The organism is Lacinutrix cladophorae, from assembly GCF_053604645.1.
In genome coordinates this window covers 72799-92987 of record NZ_JBSHNR010000071.1, presented here as the reverse complement: position 1 = coordinate 92987, position 20189 = coordinate 72799, and the positions used below count along the sequence as shown (strand labels likewise).

14 protein-coding genes and 3 tRNA genes are annotated in these 20189 nt (G+C 30.8%); 10 read left to right on the top strand and 7 right to left on the bottom strand.

The window, feature by feature from the left end; genetic code table 11:
- The first annotated feature begins 18 nt into the window (after positions 1-18).
- Both hutH and ACVC3Y_RS01830 read left to right on the top strand, forming a co-directional pair.
- Positions 19-1545 (top strand): histidine ammonia-lyase, encoded by a 1527-nt coding sequence (gene hutH, locus ACVC3Y_RS01835; RefSeq protein WP_452225956.1) that lies wholly within the window; start codon positions 19-21, stop codon positions 1543-1545.
- A 58-nt stretch (positions 1546-1603) separates the two neighbouring features.
- Positions 1604-2896, top strand: coding sequence for a leucine-rich repeat domain-containing protein (locus tag ACVC3Y_RS01830; RefSeq protein WP_452225955.1), 1293 nt, complete (start codon positions 1604-1606; stop codon positions 2894-2896).
- A 45-nt stretch (positions 2897-2941) separates the two neighbouring features.
- Here the strand turns inward: ACVC3Y_RS01830 and ACVC3Y_RS01825 are convergent, their stop codons facing one another.
- The 3 genes from ACVC3Y_RS01825 to ACVC3Y_RS01815 all read right to left on the bottom strand — a co-directional run bounded on the left by ACVC3Y_RS01825 (position 2942) and on the right by ACVC3Y_RS01815 (position 6278).
- A complete protein-coding gene (locus ACVC3Y_RS01825) occupies positions 2942-3136 on the bottom strand; it encodes a TraR/DksA family transcriptional regulator (protein ID WP_452225954.1) in 195 nt (64 codons plus the stop codon).
- Between the two features lie 115 nt (positions 3137-3251).
- The gene (locus ACVC3Y_RS01820) at positions 3252-3635 is read right to left on the bottom strand and encodes a hypothetical protein (RefSeq protein WP_452225953.1); all 384 of its coding nucleotides are present in this window, start codon (positions 3633-3635) and stop codon (positions 3252-3254) included.
- A gap of 96 nt (positions 3636-3731) precedes the next feature.
- Entirely contained in the window at positions 3732-6278 is a 2547-nt protein-coding gene (locus tag ACVC3Y_RS01815) for an ATP-dependent Clp protease ATP-binding subunit (RefSeq protein ID WP_303425712.1), read from the bottom strand.
- Between the two features lie 262 nt (positions 6279-6540).
- On the opposite strand from ACVC3Y_RS01815, the gene gyrA reads away from it, so the two are divergent.
- Positions 6541-9090, top strand: a complete 2550-nt coding sequence (gyrA, locus tag ACVC3Y_RS01810) for a DNA gyrase subunit A (protein WP_303425713.1) — start codon at positions 6541-6543, stop codon at positions 9088-9090.
- A gap of 31 nt (positions 9091-9121) precedes the next feature.
- Positions 9122-10366: a tetratricopeptide repeat protein gene (locus ACVC3Y_RS01805; RefSeq protein WP_303425715.1), complete on the top strand. Its 1245-nt coding sequence runs from the start codon at positions 9122-9124 to the stop codon at positions 10364-10366.
- 52 nt (positions 10367-10418) lie between these two features.
- On the opposite strand, the gene ACVC3Y_RS01800 is transcribed toward ACVC3Y_RS01805, so the two are convergent.
- A complete protein-coding gene (locus tag ACVC3Y_RS01800) occupies positions 10419-11168 on the bottom strand; it encodes a C40 family peptidase (protein WP_303425717.1) in 750 nt (249 codons plus the stop codon).
- A gap of 57 nt (positions 11169-11225) precedes the next feature.
- The gene (locus ACVC3Y_RS01795) at positions 11226-12404 is read right to left on the bottom strand and encodes an acetyl-CoA C-acyltransferase (RefSeq protein ID WP_452225952.1); all 1179 of its coding nucleotides are present in this window, start codon (positions 12402-12404) and stop codon (positions 11226-11228) included.
- 124 nt (positions 12405-12528) lie between these two features.
- Here ACVC3Y_RS01795 and ACVC3Y_RS01790 point away from each other — a divergent pair, with 124 nt between their 5' ends.
- The 4 genes from ACVC3Y_RS01790 (at position 12529) to ACVC3Y_RS01775 (ending at position 14973) form a co-directional block, all read left to right on the top strand.
- Entirely contained in the window at positions 12529-14577 is a 2049-nt protein-coding gene (locus ACVC3Y_RS01790) for an HD family phosphohydrolase (protein ID WP_452225951.1), read from the top strand.
- A gap of 100 nt (positions 14578-14677) precedes the next feature.
- Positions 14678-14766 (top strand) — tRNA-Ser (locus ACVC3Y_RS01785).
- A gap of 29 nt (positions 14767-14795) precedes the next feature.
- A tRNA-Pro gene (locus tag ACVC3Y_RS01780) sits at positions 14796-14870 on the top strand.
- A 29-nt stretch (positions 14871-14899) separates the two neighbouring features.
- Positions 14900-14973: transfer RNA gene (locus tag ACVC3Y_RS01775), tRNA-Arg, on the top strand.
- Positions 14974-15083: 110 nt separating this feature from the next.
- Here the strand turns inward: ACVC3Y_RS01775 and ACVC3Y_RS01770 are convergent.
- Positions 15084-16205 (bottom strand): GTP cyclohydrolase, encoded by a 1122-nt coding sequence (locus ACVC3Y_RS01770; RefSeq protein ID WP_452225950.1) that lies wholly within the window; start codon positions 16203-16205, stop codon positions 15084-15086.
- A gap of 15 nt (positions 16206-16220) precedes the next feature.
- Complete coding sequence (locus ACVC3Y_RS01765) at positions 16221-17225, bottom strand: transporter (RefSeq protein ID WP_303425724.1); 1005 nt, start codon at positions 17223-17225, stop codon at positions 16221-16223.
- A gap of 107 nt (positions 17226-17332) precedes the next feature.
- On the opposite strand from ACVC3Y_RS01765, the gene ACVC3Y_RS01760 reads away from it, so the two are divergent.
- Together ACVC3Y_RS01760 and ACVC3Y_RS01755 are read left to right on the top strand one after the other, a co-directional pair.
- Positions 17333-17608 carry a DUF4834 family protein gene (locus ACVC3Y_RS01760; RefSeq protein WP_303425726.1) on the top strand — a complete coding sequence of 92 codons (276 nt, stop codon included), beginning with the start codon at positions 17333-17335 and terminating at the stop codon, positions 17606-17608.
- A 118-nt stretch (positions 17609-17726) separates the two neighbouring features.
- A complete protein-coding gene (locus ACVC3Y_RS01755) occupies positions 17727-20132 on the top strand; it encodes a YfhO family protein (protein WP_452225949.1) in 2406 nt (801 codons plus the stop codon).
- Positions 20133-20189: the final 57 nt, after the last annotated feature.

Genomic DNA, 20189 nt, shown 5'->3' with positions numbered 1-20189 from the left:
ATTTACTTAAAACATATCATGAGCAATTACCATTATATATCTTCTGAAAAACTTGACATTGTAACGATTTACAATATTTTTAACGATAATAAAAAGCTAAAACTTTCAGAAGAATCTGTAAACAAAATAAAAGCTTGTAAAAAATACTTAGATACTAAATTAAGTGAAGCAGAAAAACCATTTTATGGTATAAACACTGGTTTTGGCTCTTTATATAATGTAGAAATATCAAAAAAAGACTTAACTAAATTGCAAGAAAATTTAGTAATGTCACATGCTTGTGGAACAGGAGAACGTGTTCCGGAAAGTGTTGTAAAAGTGATGTTGCTTTTAAAAATACAATCTTTAAGTTATGGGCATAGTGGTGTGCAGTTAGAAACGGTAAACCGATTGATAGACTTTTTTAATAATGATGTTTTTCCTTTTGTTTTTACCCAAGGTTCTTTAGGAGCTTCAGGTGATTTAGCTCCATTAGCACATTTGGCTTTACCATTAATTGGAAAAGGAAAGGTGGTACATGAAAAGCAAGAAAGAAATGCAAGTACTATACTTAAAAAGTTTGGTTGGGAACCTATAAAATTAGAAGCTAAAGAAGGTTTAGCTCTTTTAAACGGAACGCAATTTATGAGTGCTTATGGGGTTTACCTTTTATTGATGTCGCATAAAACATCATATTTAGCAGATGTAATTGCAAGTATTTCACTGGATGCTTTTGATGGTAGATTAGAACCATTTCATGATTTAGTACATCAAGTCCGTCCACATCCTGGACAGCTAAAAGTAGCACGACGTTTTAATGAATTTTTAAAAGGAAGTGAAATTATTATAAGAGAAAAACAACATGTACAAGATCCATATTCTTTTCGTTGTATACCTCAAGTGCATGGAGCAACAAAAGATACTTTAGATTTTGTGGAACGCGTTATTTTAACCGAAATTAATTCGGTTACCGATAATCCTAATATTTTTCCGGAAGAAGATTTAATTATTTCTGGTGGAAATTTTCATGGGCAACCTTTAGCTTTAGCATTGGATTATTTGAAAATTGCAATGGCAGAAATTGGTAATATTTCGGAGCGTCGTGTGTTTCAATTAGTTTCTGGTTTACGAGGATTACCTGCTTTCTTAGTAGATAATCCAGGTTTAAACTCTGGTTTTATGATTCCGCAATATACAGCAGCAAGTATTGTTAGTGCTAACAAGCAATTGGCAACTCCTGCAAGTGTAGACAGTATTGTTTCTAGTAATGGCCAAGAAGACCATGTTAGTATGGGAGCAAATGCTGCAACGCAAGCATATCGTTTAATTAGAAATGTGGAACGTGTAATTGCTATTGAATTAATGAATGCTAGTCAAGCAATTGCATTTAGAAACCCATTAAAAACCTCTCCATTTTTAGAATCCTTTTTAGAACTTTACAGAAAAGAAGTTTCGTTTGTTAAAAAAGATCGCGTATTACATGATGATATTGAAGCCTCTATTCAATTTTTAAGTGATGTAGATATTGAAATAGAGGAGTTGTTTTTGAATAATTATGGTGTTTAGGTTTAAATACTATTGTTTGCTTATTATTATTATTATTATTGAATAAACTTAACAAACTATGAAATATTATTTTTCAATTTTACTTTTATTAATTTCTTTAAATACTTTACAAGCACAGATTGTTAATATTCCAGATGCTACTTTTAAAAGTTATGTTCTAGGTCAAGGAGATATTAATAATGATGACGAAATTCAAGTTTCAGAAGCTGAGCTATTTACTGAATTAAATATATATTCTCAAAATATCAATTCATTAGAAGGTATTAATAGCTTTGTTAATTTAGAAATCCTTAATTGTTCTAACAACCCTCTAGCTAGTATTAATGTTAGTAGTTTAATTAATTTAAAATTATTAAGATGTGATAATACACAACTAATAAATTTAGATGTAAGCAATTTAATTAATTTAGAAGAATTAAACTTTTCTCATAATCAAATTACAAATATTGATTTAAGTAATTTAACTAGTTTAAAAATATTAGTTTGTCGCTATAATCAACTTACACATTTGAATGTTAATAATTTAAGTGAATTAGAGATTTTAAGTTGTGACATTAATGAAATATCAAATTTAAATGTAAGTAATTTACTTAACCTAGTTTCTTTAGCATGTTCTAGTAATGAAATGACTAATTTAGATTTATTAAACTTACCTAGCTTAATAAATCTAAATTGTGATTTTAATTCTATTTCTACAATAAACACTAGTAGTTTAGCTAATTTGGAAGGGTTATATTATGGTTTAAATGAAATAGATGAGCTAGATTTCACGAATTTAACAAGTTTAAAAAGGTTAAATTGTATTGGTAACGAAATTGTTAATCTTGATATAAGTAATTTAACAAATTTAGAAGAATTGTATTGTGGTTATAATCAACTTATAGATTTAGATGTAAGCAACTCTTCTTTTTTAAATTATTTAGATTGTGATGGTAATCCTTTAGAAACGTTAAATATAAAGAATGGAGCTTCAGAAGAACTGTATGTAGATTATAGTGTATTGGAATATGTTTGTGCTGATGATTTTGAAGTTGAAAATATTGAAAATTTAGTATCAGATAATTGTGTTGTTGAAAGTAATTGTAATTTAGGTGTAATTGACAATATTTTAAATATTATTGATGCTAGTATTTATCCAATTCCAGTTGTGGAAAATATGACGATAAAAAGTGAGAACAATTTTAATAGAATTAGTATCTATAGTGTAAATGGACGTTTATACAAAAAAATTAATTTACAATCTAATAAAAAAGAAATGCAAATAAATCTTAAAGATTTAAGTTCAGGTCTATATTTTGTTAAGATTAAAAGTATAAGTGGAGAATCAACTATTAAATTTGTTAAACAATAATTGTTGGCTTGATAATAGAGGAGATATTTTTAAATAACTACGGAATTAAGAAGCACAATTAACACAAAATCTGCTGTGTGGCATTAGCATAATTCTTCCAAGAGGAATATTAGTATTGCATTTTGCACAAATACCAAATGCTGGTTCGAGAAGATTAGACAAAGCAATTTGAAGGTTTTTAAGTTTTTGGTCCGCTTTTTTTAATGCAGCTTCATTAACAGATTTGTTAATTAATAACATTTTCTGGAGCAAAAGGCTTGGTTATTTCTTCTATATTTGAAATAATAAATTTGGGTTTTTACTAATTCTTAATGTATTAAGGTTTCAATTTCTTTTAATTCTTTAGAATTCATGATTAACTTTTTTGCAAACTACAGATGGTATTTGCCCAAGAAATAGCTTCATCTAGTTCTTTAAACATCTCGAAAGGTTTATCGAAAAAAAGTTTTTCTATTAAAGCGTTACTCATATCTATTTCTTTTTCAGAAACGACAGCAAAACCAATAAGGTTTTTAATTTTTTTTGTTTCAAAATAAACTGCAGGATTAACAGCATAAGAGTTTACACGATTGGTAATGTAAACAAATTCTTGATCGGAATAAAAGGTCTCAGTTAGTTTTATTAGTTTTTCATTATCTTCTACAGTAACTGTTTCTCCTTGGTTTATTTCCATGATGAGATAATTTTCAAAAATACTAACGAAGCCTATTCCTAAATCTATGTGTGTAGTTTTTGTCATTAGTTAACTTTAAGAGGATTGTATTTGTTAAGATACAAAAAAAAAGAGGTTAACTAAAATTAATTAGAAAACCTCTTCATTAAATATTGAAAGTTATTAAGACTCAGCAGGTTTTTCTGCTTTTTCAATTTCAACTTTTAATTCATTAGATTCTTTATCTAAATCCATCATAATTTTATCTCCTTCCACTAATTGAGAAGTAATGATTTCTTCAGCTAATGCATCTTCAATATACTTTTGAATAGCTCGCTTTAAAGGTCTAGCTCCATATTGCTTATCAAACCCTTTATCTGCAATATAATTTTTGGCAGCTTTGCTTAATTTTAAAGTATAGCCAAGATCTTTTATTCTTAAAAGAAGTTTTTCTAATTCAATATCAATAATTTTATTGATATCCTCTTTTTCTAAAGCATTAAACACTACTACGTCATCAATTCTATTTAAAAATTCTGGAGCAAAGGCTTTTTTAAGAGCATTTTCAATTACGCTTTTTGCGTTTGCATCTTCTTGTGCTTTTTGAGAAGATGTACCAAAACCAACTCCTGTTCCAAAATCTTTCAGCTTTCTAGCTCCAATATTGGAAGTCATGATAATAATGGCGTTTCTAAAGTCTATTTTTCTACCAAGACTGTCTGTTAAATACCCATCGTCAAGCACTTGAAGCATCATGTTAAATACGTCTGGATGTGCTTTCTCAATTTCATCTAATAAAACGACAGCATAAGGTTTGCGTCTTACTTTTTCGGTAAGTTGACCACCTTCTTCGTAACCAACATATCCTGGAGGAGCACCAACAAGTCTGGATATTGCAAATTTTTCCATGTATTCGCTCATGTCGATTCTAATTAAAGAATCTTCAGAATCAAACAATTCTTTTGCTAACACTTTAGCTAACTGCGTTTTACCAACTCCAGTTTGCCCTAAAAATATAAAGGAACCAATTGGTTTGTTAGGGTCTTTAAGTCCAGCACGATTACGTTGTATTGCTTTAACAACTTTTGCAACAGCTTCATCTTGACCAATTACTTTTCCTTTTATAAGTTCTGGTAATTGAGCGAGTTTATTGCTTTCTTTTTGCGCAATTCTATTTACAGGAATTCCTGTCATCATAGAAACGACATCTGCTACGTTGTCTTCGCTAACAGTTTCGCGATGTAATTTGGTGTCTTCTTCCCATTTTTCCTGTGCAATGGCAAGATCTTTTTCAATACGTTTTTCATCATCACGTAGCTTTGCTGCTTCTTCGTATTTTTGTTTTTTTACTACTGAAGATTTAGTTTCCTTAACTTCTTCTAACTGTTTTTCTAATTCTAGAATTTGTTTTGGTACTTCAATATTTGTGATATGAACTCGAGATCCTGCTTCATCTAAAGCATCAATGGCTTTGTCTGGTAAAAAACGATCTGTCATATATCGATTAGTAAGCTTTACGCAAGCTTCAATAGCTTCTGGAGTATACTCTACGTTGTGATGCTCTTCGTACTTACCTTTAATATTATTAAGAATCTCTATAGTTTCATCTACCGTTGTAGGTTCTACAATTACTTTTTGAAAACGACGTTCTAGCGCACCATCTTTTTCGATGTACTGTCTATATTCATCTAAAGTAGTTGCACCAACACATTGTATTTCTCCTCTTGCTAAAGCGGGTTTAAACATGTTTGAAGCATCTAAGCTTCCAGTTGCTCCACCAGCGCCAACAATGGTATGAATTTCGTCAATAAAAAGAATAATATCATCATTCTTTTCTAGCTCATTCATAACGGCTTTCATACGTTCTTCAAACTGACCTCTATATTTTGTTCCTGCAACTAGGCTAGCTAAATCAAGAGTAACGACTCTTTTGTTAAAAAGAATACGAGATACTTTTTTGCTAATAATTCTGTTAGCAAGTCCTTCAGCAATTGCAGATTTACCAACCCCTGGTTCTCCAATAAGAAGTGGGTTGTTTTTCTTTCTACGGCTTAAAATTTGAGATACACGTTCTATCTCTTTTTCGCGACCAACTACAGGGTCTAATTTTCCTTCTTCTGCCATAGCAGTAAGGTCTCTACCAAAATTATCTAAAACAGGAGTTTTAGATTTTTTGTTAGATTTTCCTCCAGAAGGAGAATTAAAAATATCTTTAGACGCATCTTCTGGAGAAGAAGTATCGTCATCAGGAAACTCTGCTTTTGGTTCTATATAGTTATCGTCGTTAGTAATCATAAATTTAAATTGTTCTTTAACATTATCATAATCCACTTTCAACTTATTTAAAAGTTTAGTAGTAGGATCGTTTTCATTTCTTAGAATGCACAATAATAAGTGTGCAGTATTAATCGACGTACTTTGAAATAGCTTAGCTTCTAAAAAAGTAGTTTTTAAAGCACGTTCTGCTTGTCTTGTAAGATGTAGGTTTTTCTTTTCGTTAGTAGCTACAGCAACATTTGGATTCGCAGGACTTAAAATTTCTACTTTACGTCTTAAATGATTTAAATCAATATCTAATGCGTTTAATATGTTAATAGCTTTGCCATTTCCATCTCGTAATAAGCCAAGCATTAAGTGCTCAGTACCAATAAAATCATGGCCTAAGCGTAAGGCTTCTTCTTTACTAAATGCAATTACATCTTTTACTCTTGGTGAAAAATTATCATCCATAAATTGTTTCTTTCTTCATTAAAAATACTAAAATCCTATTACTAAAATCAAAAACTATACCTTAATTTATAGGATATATGCTAATAGACGAAAAAAAGTTTATAAAATCAAAATAATTAACAGCATACTTATTAACTAAAAAAGCACTCTCAATTGTTAATAAAAAGTCTTAAAAAAATCATTTGAAACGCTTACTATGACTAATGAAAGTTTTATATTAGCATGTTTTGAAAATAAGAGAATAATTTAATATTTTATATATATGGCAGAAGGAGAAAAACTCATTCCTATTAACATTGAAGATGAAATGAAATCGGCTTACATAGATTATTCTATGTCAGTCATTGTGTCACGTGCTTTACCAGACGTAAGAGATGGTTTAAAACCAGTGCATAGACGTGTACTATATGGTATGCATGAACTAGGTGTTAGAGCAAATAGCGCACACAAAAAATCTGCAAGAATAGTTGGTGAAGTTTTAGGTAAGTATCACCCACATGGTGATACATCTGTTTACGATGCAATGGTACGTATGGCTCAAGAATGGAGTTTGCGTTATATGTTAGTAGATGGTCAAGGGAACTTTGGATCTGTAGATGGCGATAGTCCAGCTGCAATGCGTTATACAGAAGCTCGTATGCGTAAAATATCGGAAGACATGTTGGCAGATATTGACAAAGAAACAGTAGATCATAAATTAAATTTCGATGATACTTTAGAAGAACCAACGGTTTTACCAACGCGTATTCCAGGACTTTTAGTTAATGGAGCTTCTGGTATTGCAGTAGGTATGGCTACCAATATGCCACCGCATAATTTAACCGAAGTTGTAGATGGTACTATTGCATATATTGAAAATAAAGATATTGAGATTGATGAGTTAATGCAACACATTAAAGCACCTGATTTTCCTACTGGAGGAACCATTTATGGTTATGATGGTGTTAAAGAAGCATTTCATACAGGAAGAGGACGTATAGTAATGCGTGCCAATGCTATTATAGAAGAAGTACAAGGTCGAGAGTGTATTATTGTTACCGAAATCCCTTACCAAGTTAATAAAGCAGACATGATTAAAAAGACTGCAGATTTGGTTAATGATAAAAAGTTAGATGGAATTTCTACTATTAGAGATGAATCCGATAGAAATGGAATGCGTATTGTTTACGTATTAAAGCGTGATGCAATACCTAACATTGTTTTAAATAAATTATATAAGTATACTGCATTACAATCTTCATTTAGTGTAAATAATATTGCACTAGTAAATGGAAGACCTCAATTGTTAAATCTAAAAGAGCTTATTCATTATTTTGTCGAGCATAGACATGAAGTAGTTGTAAGACGTACTACTTATGAGTTGCGCAAAGCGGAAGAAAGAGCACATATTCTAGAAGGTTTAATTATTGCTTCCGATAATATTGACGAAGTAATTGCGATTATTCGTGCATCATCTAACGCAGATGAAGCAAGAGCAAACTTAATTAAGCGTTTTGAACTTTCCGAAATACAAGCTAAAGCTATCGTAGAAATGCGTCTACGCCAATTAACAGGCTTAGAGCAAGACAAATTGCGTGCTGAGTATGAAGAAATAATGAAAACCATTGAAGACCTTAAAGACATTCTTGATAAAAAAGATAGAAGAATGGATATTATTAAGGAAGAACTTCAAGTCGTTAAAGATAAATATGGTGATGATCGTCGTTCTAAAATTGAATATGCAGGAGGAGACTTAAGCATTGAAGATATGATTCCTAATGAAAAAGTAGTAATTACCATTTCACATGCAGGATATATTAAACGTACATCACTAACCGAATACAAAACACAAAATAGAGGAGGAGTAGGGCAAAAAGCTTCAACTACTAGAAATGAAGACTTCTTAGAACATTTATTTGTAGGTACCAATCACCAATACATGTTATTCTTTACGCAAAAAGGAAAATGTTTCTGGATGCGTGTTTACGAAATTCCTGAAGGAAGTAAAACTTCAAAAGGTAGAGCTATTCAAAACCTAATAAATATAGAACAAGATGACAAAGTAATGGCATTTATTTGTACTCAAGATTTAAAAGATGAAGAGTACATAAATAGTAATTTTGTAATCATGGCTACTAAAAAAGGACAAGTAAAAAAGACTTCTTTAGAGCAATATTCTAGACCTAGAACTAACGGTATTAATGCAATTACCATTAAAGAAGGTGATGAGTTATTAGAAGCTAAACTTACAACAGGTGAGAGCCAAGTAATGTTAGCGCTTAAATCTGGAAAAGCAATTCGTTTTGAAGAAGCTAAAACACGTCCAATGGGAAGAAATGCTTCTGGAGTTCGTGGTATAAGACTTCAAAATGAAGACACTGATGAAGTTATCGGTATGATAGCTGTTAACGACATGGAAAGCAATATACTTGTTGTTTCCGAAAATGGTTATGGTAAACGTTCTAGCTTAGAAGATTATAGAATAACTAATCGTGGAGGAAAAGGAGTAAAAACTATTTCTATTACAGAAAAAACAGGTAACTTAGTGGCTATCAAGAATGTAACAGATACAGACGACCTAATGATTATTAATAAATCTGGAATTGCTATACGAATGGCTGTTAAAGATTTACGAGTAATGGGAAGAGCAACACAAGGTGTTAAGCTTATTAATTTAAAAGGAAATGACTCTATTGCAGCTGTTGCAAAAGTAATGCAAGATGAAGATGAAGTAGAATTGGATGAAGATGGAAATGTTATAATTCCTGAAATCACTCAAAATACTAGTGATAATGAAGATGGCACAACTCTTGATATTACTGAAGAAGAATAAACAATACAATTAATTAAACAAACTTTAAAAAATGAAAAAAAGAGTAATTATAGCTTTAGCACTATCTGTTAGTGTATTTTCTTTTGCGCAGAAAAAAGAGCTTAAAACTGCCGAAAAAGCAATTAAAAATAATGATTTTTCTGTGGCTAAATCTATTTTAGATAAAGTAGAAAGTACTTATCCAGATATGGATGAAAAGTCTAGTGACAAATTTTATTATTTAAAAGGTAAAGCCCTTTATGCTAATGGAGCTGGTAATGATGCCGATTTAGATTTAGCAATTGAGAATTTTGACAAAGTAAAAAGTTCTTATAAAGTTGAAATTGGAAATGTAAAGCAGAATTTAATAAATACCCTTTTAACTAATTCTAATGATCAATATCAAGCATCACAATATTTAGAAGCAGTAAAAGGATTTGAAAAATTATATAAGCTAATTCCAACAGATACTACTTATTTATACTATGCTGCATCTAGTGCAATTTCTGGGAAAGATTATGAATCTGCAGGTAAAAACTATGAAAAATTATTAGCATTAGGGTATACAGGAATTGAAAAACAATATGTAGCAACTAATGTAGAGACTGGTGAAGTGGAAGCATTTCCACAATCTCAAAGAGATTTATTTGTAAAAGCAGGATCGCATGTAAAACCAACGGAGAAAATTTCAGAATCTAAAAGAGGAGAAATAGTAAAAAACCTTGCTTTTATTTATTTAAATAGTGGAGAATCTGAAAAAGCATTAACTGCTGTTCAAGCTGCTAGAAAAATGGATCCTACAGATGCTAATTTAATTTTATCTGAAGCTAATCTGCATTATAAAAATGGAGATAAAGAAAAGTATAAAATGTTAATAGAAGAGGCAATTCAATTAGATCCAGAGAATACAGATTTAATTTTTAACTTAGGAGTTGTTGCATCTGACAATGGTGATATTGAAAAAGCTAAGGAATATTACAATAAAGTAATCGAATTAGAACCTGAAAATATAAATGCACAAACCAATATGGCTGCATTGATTTTAAGTCAAGAAAATGCTCTAATCGAAGAGATGAATGGTTTGGGTACATCGAATGCAGATAATTTACGTTACGACGAATTAAAAGCAAAACGAACAACCATATACCATAGCGCAATTCCTTACTTAGAAGCTGTTTTAAAAGTACAACCTAAAAATATCGATGTTGCTAAAACATTATTAAATATTTATGGTGCAATCGGAGATACATCAAAAGAACAAGGAATAAAAACATTAATCGATTCTTTAGGGAACTAAAAGACGAATTTATTCATAAAAAAAAGCCACTTATTTATAAGTGGCTTTTTTATTATATAATCTTTTTTATTACTCGCAGTTTATGTGTATGCAGTCGCTTATCAGCATTGTAAATTCCTGAGTGATCTAAACGATCTATTCTAACTTTACCATGTGCATGAATAATATAATTATCTTCCATAATAATGCCAACATGGATTATATCTCCTTCATTATTATCAAAAAAAGCTAAATCTCCTGGTTCACTTTCTTCAATAAAACTTAAAGCTTCACCTTGGGTAGCTTGTTGTGATGCATCCCTTAATAGTTTATATCCATTAAGTTTGTACACCATTTGTGTAAAGCCAGAACAATCTATTCCTAAAGGTGTTTTTCCTCCCCAAAGATATGGTGCATTTAAAAAGGAGAATGCGGTTTGTATAAGGTTTTCTTTCGGTTTAATAGTTTGCGTAGTAGATCCATCAAAAGTATGATCTAATAAGTTTAAACCGTTTAAAGAAGCTCCTAAAGTAACCGGATATAAATGTTGTTCTTTGTCTTGTACAAATTCAATTAAGTCATTAGAAAGAATTGGGGTTTCTTGATCTAAAGTACTGTACTGTTCTTCAGTAATTTCAATATATTGTTTATTATCAATCCAACCTTCATATTTATCAAATGCTAAACGAATTTTGCTCCAAGATTTACGTTGCTCCAAAACTTTAAAATAATCACCATATAAAACTTGCGAAACGAGTTCGGTTTTGTCTGAAGGTTCAAATCTTAAAGGAACAATGCTTAAGTTACAAATTCCGTATTGCATTAATTAGAATTGAATTTAGATTAGGTTTTAGATTAATTTATTTAAATTTCTAATTAGTTAGGAACGCTCGATAACAATTGCAGAAGCACCACCACCACCATTACAAATAGCAGCAGCACCAATTTTCGCATTGTTTTGCTCTAACACATTTAATAGTGTAATAATTATTCTAACACCAGAGCATCCTAAAGGGTGACCTAAAGAAACAGCTCCACCATTTACGTTTACATTGCTATCGTTTAAACCTAGAATTTTCATATTGGCTAATCCTACAACAGAAAAAGCTTCGTTAAATTCAAAAAAATCTACATCCTTAATAGACATTCCAGCTTTATCTAATGCTTTTGGTAAAGCTTTAGAAGGAGCAGTTGTAAACCATTTTGGTTCTTGAGCAGCATCAGCATAACTTTTAATACTTGCTAAAGGTTTTAAACCTAAAGCATTCGCTTTTTCTCTACTCATTAAAACCATGGCACCAGCTCCATCATTTATTGTAGAAGCATTAGCAGCAGTTACGGTTCCATCTTTACTAAAAGCTGGACGTAGCGCAGGAATTTTATCCATTCTTACATTCGAAAATTCTTCGTCTTTATTTATAACAACAGGTTCTCCTCGTCTTTGCGGTACTTCAACAGGAACCACTTCATTGTTAAATTTTCCAGCTTCCCAAGCGGCAGCAGAACGTGTGTAAGACTGAATAGCATAAGCATCTTGATCTTCTCTTGAAAACTCATATTCTGTTGCACAAGCGTCTGCACAAACTCCCATTGCATTTTGGTCGTAAGCATCCACTAGGCCATCACGTTGCATACCATCTTCCATTTTAGCTGGACCAAATTTTGTAGCAGTTCTAGCGTGAAAATAGTGCGGAATTAAACTCATGTTCTCCATTCCTCCAGCAACCACAATATCTGCGTCTCCTAAAGCAATAGCTTGTGCTGCTTGCATTACGGTTTTCATACCAGAAGAACAAACTTTATTAATAGTAGTACAGGGTACTGTATCTGGAATACCAGCATAAATAGCTGCTTGTCTTGCTGGTGCTTGACCAGTACCAGCTTGAACAACATTACCCATTAAAACTTCTTCCACCATTTCTGGATTTAAGTTTATTTTTTCTAGTGCTCCTTTAATTGCTATTGCTCCTAATTTAGGAGCAGGAATTGTAGATAATGCGCCTAAAAAGCTACCAATTGGTGTTCTTGCTGCAGATACTATTACTACTTCTTTACTCATAAGAATGTACTTTTAAATTTAATTATTGCGAAATTAATCAATTTTTAGCATAAATTAATACGATTAACATTTTATAAGTATTTAAAAAGTATATTTTATTACATTTGAAAATAGTATTACCTCTATGAAAGACTTTATCAACAATTTATATAAAAACCATGCACTAATATATAAGGTGCTACTATTTATAAGTGCCACCGTATTGATTGTGTATTTATTTCCTAAGCAAGGAAAATTTAAATATAATTTTGAACAGGGCAAACCTTGGCAATCTGAAAATTTATATGCGCCTTTCGATTTTGCAATTAAAAAAACTTCAGAAGAAATAAATAAAGAAAAGCTACTTATTGAAAAACAAGCAAGTTTGTATTTTAACTTAGAGGATAAAATAGAAAACAATGTTCGAATAAATTATAAAGCTGGTTTTTATGAGATTTTTCCAGATTCTCTTTCAGATGCATCTCTAAATAAATTATTTAAAACTGGTGAATTAATTTTAGATAATTTATATAATAATGGAGTATTAAGCGAAAACTATACTTTTTCCGAAGATAAAAAAAGTGTTATTCTTAACGCACAAACTACAATTAAGCAAACGTTGTTTTCAAATTTAGTGAAACAAAAAGATCTTTCTTCTATAGTAAATAAAGTTTTAGCAGATAGGGAACAAGGTTATTTTCAAACTCAATTTCTAGCCTTATTTTTTGATGTTGTAGAACCAAATCTCACCTATAATAAATCGTTAACAGAAGGCGCTTTACTAGAAGATTTAAATAGAATAGCCTACACAAGAGGAAGTATAAAAAAAGAGACCTTAATTATCTCGAAAGGGGAAGTTGTAGAAGGAGAGAAGTATCAAACTTTAGAGTCTTTAAAAAACGAATACAAGTCGCAAGTGTGGACTGCTTCAAACTATAATTGGGTTGTTTTTGCTTATACTTTATTAGTGGCATTAGCTTTATTAATGCTATTACTATTTTTAAGAAAATATAGGTTAGATGTTTTTAATAACAACACTAAAGTTACTTTTATATTTTTTAATGTTATTTTAATGGTATTGTTAACCACTTTGGTTATTAGCTACAATTCGAAATATTTATATGTAGTTCCAATTTGTATACTACCATTGGTTTTAAAAGCTTTTTTTGATGCTAGACTCGGTTTGTTTACACATGTAATAACTGTTGTATTATTAGGGTTAATTGTGCCTAATAGTTACGAATACATGTTTTTACAAATTATAGCAGGAATTGTAACAATACTAACGGTTTCTGAGCTGTATAAAAGAGCGAATTTATTTATTTCGGTAGGACAAATAACACTTATTTATATCATTGCATATTTTGCGTTTTTTGTAATTCATGAAGGAAGTGTAGATGCCATACATTGGGAGACTTTTGGTTTATTTGTGTTATGTGGACTAGCAACACTATTTGTACAACCACTTATATACGCTTATGAAAAATTATTTGGTTTAGTTTCCGATGTGTCTCTATTAGAATTGTCGGATACTAACTCAAAATTATTAAAAGAATTATCTAATAAGGCTCCAGGAACTTTTCATCATTCTTTAAACGTGGCTAATTTGGCTGAAGCTGCTGCGAATGAAATAGGAGCAAATGCTATGTTAATTCGAGTAGGAGCATTGTATCATGATATTGGTAAAATGAAGAACCCTACATTTTTTACCGAAAATCAATCTACAGGAATAAATCCTCATGATGAATTGTCTTCTATTGAAAGTGCGAATGTTATAGTAGATCATGTTATAGATGGTATTGAAATAGCAAGAAAAAACAACCTTCCAGATCGTGTAATAGATTTTATTAGAACCCATCATGGTACCAGCGTAGTTTATTATTTTTATAAAAAAGAGAAAGCTATAAATGAAGACATAAAGAAGGAAAACTTTATGTATCCTGGTCCTAAGCCATTTAGTAAAGAAACAGCAATATTAATGATGTGTGATAGTGTAGAAGCAGCTTCTAAAAGTTTAAAAGAACCAACATCTACCAAAATTGATAAATTTGTAGAGAATATAATAAATAAGCAAATGGAAGGCGAACAATTCTTGAATGCCAATATTACTTTTAAAGAAATTCAGTCTATAAAAAAAGTGCTAAAACACAAGCTTGCAAACATTTATCATTTACGAATAGAGTATCCAGAATAATTTTTTAAAAAAAGTAAAAAAAATGCTTGTGTTGTTTAAGATGAAAACTTACATTTGCATCCGCGTTTAAATATAAATGCGATGTTCATATAAAATTATTGGAGAGGTGCCTGAGTGGCCGAAAGGAGCGGTTTGCTAAATCGTCGTAGGTGGAAACACTTACCCAGGGTTCGAATCCCTGTCTCTCCGCAATTTTCAAATTAATTTTTGATAACCTTCGGGGTGTAGCGTAGCCCGGTTATCGCGCCACGTTTGGGACGTGGAGGCCGCAGGTTCGAATCCTGCCACCCCGACACTGTTTTCGTAGAAACATAAAAACTACGGGCTCTTAGCTCAGCTGGATAGAGCACCTCCCTTCTAAGGAGGCGGTCTCAGGTTCGAATCCTGAAGGGCTCACTTAAAGCTTCACAGAAATGTGAGGCTTTTTTGTTTTTATAGTTTTTTTATTTAGTAATAAAAAAAGCTTCCAATTTCTGGGAAGCTTTTTTTGTTTGTAATAAAGTTACTTATTGTATAACTTTTTTAAATGTCTTTCTGCGTTTAATAATTTTAGGATTAAAGTGTTTCCAAATTTGTTGTATAGCAATATTGTTTGCTAATTCTGGAGTTCGTATACAGTTTTCTATTCCTAAGGCATCAAAAGTTTTGTAGCATTCATTAAATATAATTGCTGTAATACCTTTGTTTTGGTATTCTGGAGCAATTCCTATTAAATAAAAAATAACATCTTTACTTTCTCTTTTAGCTTTTAGAAGTTTTAAAAAGCCAAAAGGAAAAAGCTTTCCATTAATTTCTTGTAACACTTTAGAGAAGGAAGGCATAACTATCGCAAAAGCAATCATTTTATCGTCTTTATCGAAAACAAATTTTATGAATTCTGGATTAATAAAACTAATAAACTTCTTTTTAAAATATGCTTTTTGTATATCTGTTATTTCAACAAAAGAAGATAGAGACGCATAAGATGTATTAAACAAATTAAACATTTCATCGACATATGGCATAACTTCTTTTGTTTGCGTAAAATTACGCGCTTTAACTTTGTAGCGTTTTTTAATTAAATCATTTGCTTTTGTAAAAGAGGTTGGATCTATATTTCCAAAAGGAAAACTGCTTTCTATCCATTCCTTTTCTGGTAGGTAGTTATGCTTTTCTAAATGTGTTACGTAATAGGGGTGATTATACCAAGTAATCATAGTACCAATAACATCATAACCTTCGGTTAAAACACCAACTTTATCTAGATTAGAAAACCCTACAGGACCTTCTGTATACTCTAAATTATTTTGCTTGCCAATTTCTGCAACTTTGTCTAAAAGCGCTTTAGATACATCTAAATCATCTACAAAATCAAACCAACCAAAACGCATTTTCTTTTCATTTTGGTTGTTAACTTCAAGCCAATTAATAATTGCAGCAACGCGTCCTACAATTTCGTCGTCTTTGTAGGCAAGAAAAAAATAGGCATCTGCATCGTTAAAAACAGGGTTTTCTTTTTTGTCGAAAGTTTTTAATTCTTGCGAAATTATTGGCGGTACCCAATATTTAGAATTCTTATAAAGCTGGAATGGAAATTTAACAAATGCTTTAAGCTCTTTCTTTGTGTGTACTTGTTTTATGGTAATCATAAAATCAATAGTTCTTTATTCTTCATCAAAATTCTGTTCTTGCTTTTCTCTATTGTTCTTTTTAGATTTTCTAGATTCTTTATTTCCTTTTTTACCTTTTTCTTTTTTACTTTTCTTACCATTTCCAAGTTCACCACCATTATCTATTTCTTTATCTTGATGAAAATCTAATCTATAAGATGCGCCAACAGTAACTCCAAAAACAGAAGGAGTGTCTTTAGTGTTTAGTGTTAGTGCAGTATCTAATTGAAAATTTCTATTCCAAAGATATGCACCTCCAAATCGAATTAAGTTATCTGCGTAAAAATCACTGCTTATTCCTTGAGCCTCACCAAAAACAACCCATTGTTCGTTTATAGATTTGGTAAGTGTTAATATATAGGAAAAATCAGATTGGTCTGTACCAATCCTATCTTTTACAAAGTTCATAACATATACCCATCCACCTGCAAAGTTGTTTTGAGTTGCAACCATGATTTTTGGACTAAATCCTTCTACACCATACGCTGTGAACGGATTATCTTTAGTGTCAAAATTTGCACCAACATAAACTGCAACAGCAGGAACTAAGGACTTCCATTTAAATTTATGGTTCGCATTCCAGCTATATATGTTTGGTTTTTCATCTCCTGCTTTTTTGTACGGATCGTAGACTAGGTATTTTGCTCCAATAGTAAGTGTTTTAAAATTACTGAATTTGTCTTCGTTAGCAACTGTATTTGTAAAAGTTCTTTTAGTAGATTGATAAGTCCCTTCAATATTAAGCTCTAATTGCTCCCATAATAAACCATATCTAGCGGTGAAATCGATACCAAAACTTTTGTCATCTCGTTTTAAACGTGAATGGTTTTCATTTAACATATATGGTCCTGCTTCAAATTGAATAACATTTGTGCCTACTGAAAATGCACTTTTAGAAACACCTGGTCTGTTAGAGTTTATTACTTCTGTATATTGTGAGTATCCAGAAAGCGAAACAGAAAAAGCAAAAATTGCTATATAGAATTTTAAGAACTTCATGTTTTATGGGTTTATTTGGCTTCAAATATATATATTTTATATTTTTTTTAAGTATTTATAAGATAAATTAAGACTTAAGAATTGTATTTTTGTTAAAAAATGATTTTATGTTGCAATTAGCATCTGTTACTGGAGTTGTAAAAATTATCTTAATCATACTTTTAATCTATTATGGTGTGAAAATTTTATCAAGAATATTTGCTCCTATTTTATTAAAATTTATTACCAAAAAAGCGGAACAGCGTTTTGGTGAACAGTTTGGTGGTTTTAGAAATCCACAACAAACAAAAAAAGAAGGAGAAATTACTATAGATAAAATGCCAGAGAATAAATCTTCTAATAAGAATGTTGGCGAATATGTAGATTACGAAGAAGTAGAATAATGCTATTTTTTTTATTCTTTGTACTTCTATAAAAATTCCAAAATATTAGCTTCACATAAATTGGCTTAGTTTCAAAAATTATGATTATTTTTCAAACTTATTGTTATACATATAATTCATGCAGTTTTCTATAAAAAAAGTACTTCCTCATTTTCTTGTTCTAGTTGGTTTTGTAATTCTTTCACTTGCATATTTTAGCCCTGTTTTAAAAGGAAAGCAAATTTTTCAAAGTGACATCATGCAATATACAGGGATGGCTAAACAGCAAATCGATTATAGAGCAAACACTGGAGAAGAAACCTATTGGACCAATAGCGGATTTGGAGGTATGCCAACCTATATGCTTGGTGCAAAATACCCGCATAACTACATAAAAAAACTAGATTTAACTTTACGTTTTTTGCCTAGACCAGCAGATTATTTATTTCTGTATTTTATAGGCTTTTATGTGCTATTGTTAGTTTTAAAAGTAGATTTTAAACTAGCAGCTTTAGGAGCTTTAGCATTTGGTTTTTCTACCTATCTCATAATTATTTTAGGAGTTGGACATAATAGTAAAGCACATGCTATTGCATATATGCCATTAGTTTTAAGTGGAATAATTCTCACTTTTAGGCGAAAATATATAGTCGGATTTTTACTAACAACTGTTGCTATGGCTTTACAGTTGGTGGCTAATCATCCGCAAATGACATATTATTTAATGTTATTGGTTATTATTTTAGGAATTGCCTATTTAATAGATGCTTACAACAAAAAAGTGTTGCCACATTATTTTAAATCTGTTGGTTTGTTAGTTGTTGCTGTTATTTTTTCTTTAACATTAAATGCAACGAACCTTTTGGCTACGCAAGATTATGTAAAGGAAAGTACTAGAAGTAAAAGCGAATTAACTATTAATCCAGATGGATCACCAAAAGAAATAACCTCTGGACTTAGTAAAGAGTATATAACAGAATATAGTTACGGGTTTTTAGAATCTTTTAATCTATTTATCTCCAGAATTGTTGGTGGCGGAAATTATGAAAATGTAGGTAAAGACTCTGCTTATTTTGATTTATTAGTTGCTAAAGGAACCCCTCCTTTACAAGCAAAAGAATATGCAAAAGAAGCTCCTACTTATTGGGGAAATCAACCAATTGTTGAAGCTCCTGCTTATGTTGGTGCTGTTGTAATTTTTCTATTTGTTTTTGCGCTTTTCTTGGTGAAAGGACGATTAAAATGGTGGATTGTAGGCGGAACCATTTTCTCCTTATTACTTTCCTATGGAAAAAATTTAGGCTTAATTACAGACTTTTTTATTGATTATGTACCACTATATAGTAAGTTTAGAGCTGTTTCTTCTATTCAAGTAATATTAGAATTATGCATTCCTATTTTAGCTATATTTGGTTTAACTAGGCTGTTTAACAATTTTGAAAAAGATGAAGAAAAGCTTAAAGCTTTAAAATATACTGTTGGTATAACTGCTGGAATTGCCATTTTGTTTTTACTCTTTAAATCTGCTTTTAATTTTTCTGGTGTAAATGATGCATTTTTCAAACAAAAATATGGTCAGCAGTTTATAGATGCTGTTCGAGAAGACAGAAAAATGTTGTTTTCAAAAGACACTATTAGAACGCTTATTTTAGTGCTACTTTCTGCCGGAACTATATTTATGTTTTTAAAGAAAAAATTATCCGAAAACTTAGTAATTGTAGCTTTTGCAATATTGATAGTTTTCGATTTAGTTTCAGTAGACAGACGCTACGTCAATAATAACGATTTTGTTTCTGCCTTAAAGGTTAAAAAACCATATCAAGCAAATCCTGCAGATATTGAAATTCTTAAGGACACTACACATTTTAGAGTTTTTGATCTTACTGATAATTACTCCAGAGCATCCTTTTTTCATAATTCATTAAGTGGTTATCATGCTGCAAAAATGAGACGCTATAACGAGCTTTTCAATTTTCATATTACTAAAAACAATATGAATGTTTTAAATATGCTAAATACCAAGTATATTATTGCAGAAGAAGAAGGAACTATTTTTCCGTTTACCAATACAGATGCGAATGGAAACGCTTGGTTTATTGAAGAATTAGAGCAAGTTGCAACTGCTAATCAAGAAATTATAGCTTTAGATAGTTTAGACACAAAAAGAAAAGCTGTGTTTCTTAAAACGGAAGCTATTAATGGGAATACAAGCTTTAAAGTAGATTCTCTTTCAAACATTACTTTAAAAGAATATAAGCCTAACTATATTAAATATCAGTCAAATAATAACAATCCTGGGTTTGCTGTATTTTCTGAAGTCTATTTTAAAGAAGGATGGAATGCATATATTGACGGAAAATTAGAAAAACATTATAACGTAAATTATGTATTACGTGGTATGAAAATACCAGCAGGACAGCATATAGTAGAATTTAAATTTGAACCAAAAGTTATACAAACAGGTAGTACAATTACCTTAACAAGTTCTATTCTTTTCGTTTTACTATTTATAGGGGGATTGTTTTTTATATTTAAGAAAAAGTAGCTATCATTCCTGTAAAAGCAGGAATCCACAATAGTTTCAATTTTTAAGATTCTTGCT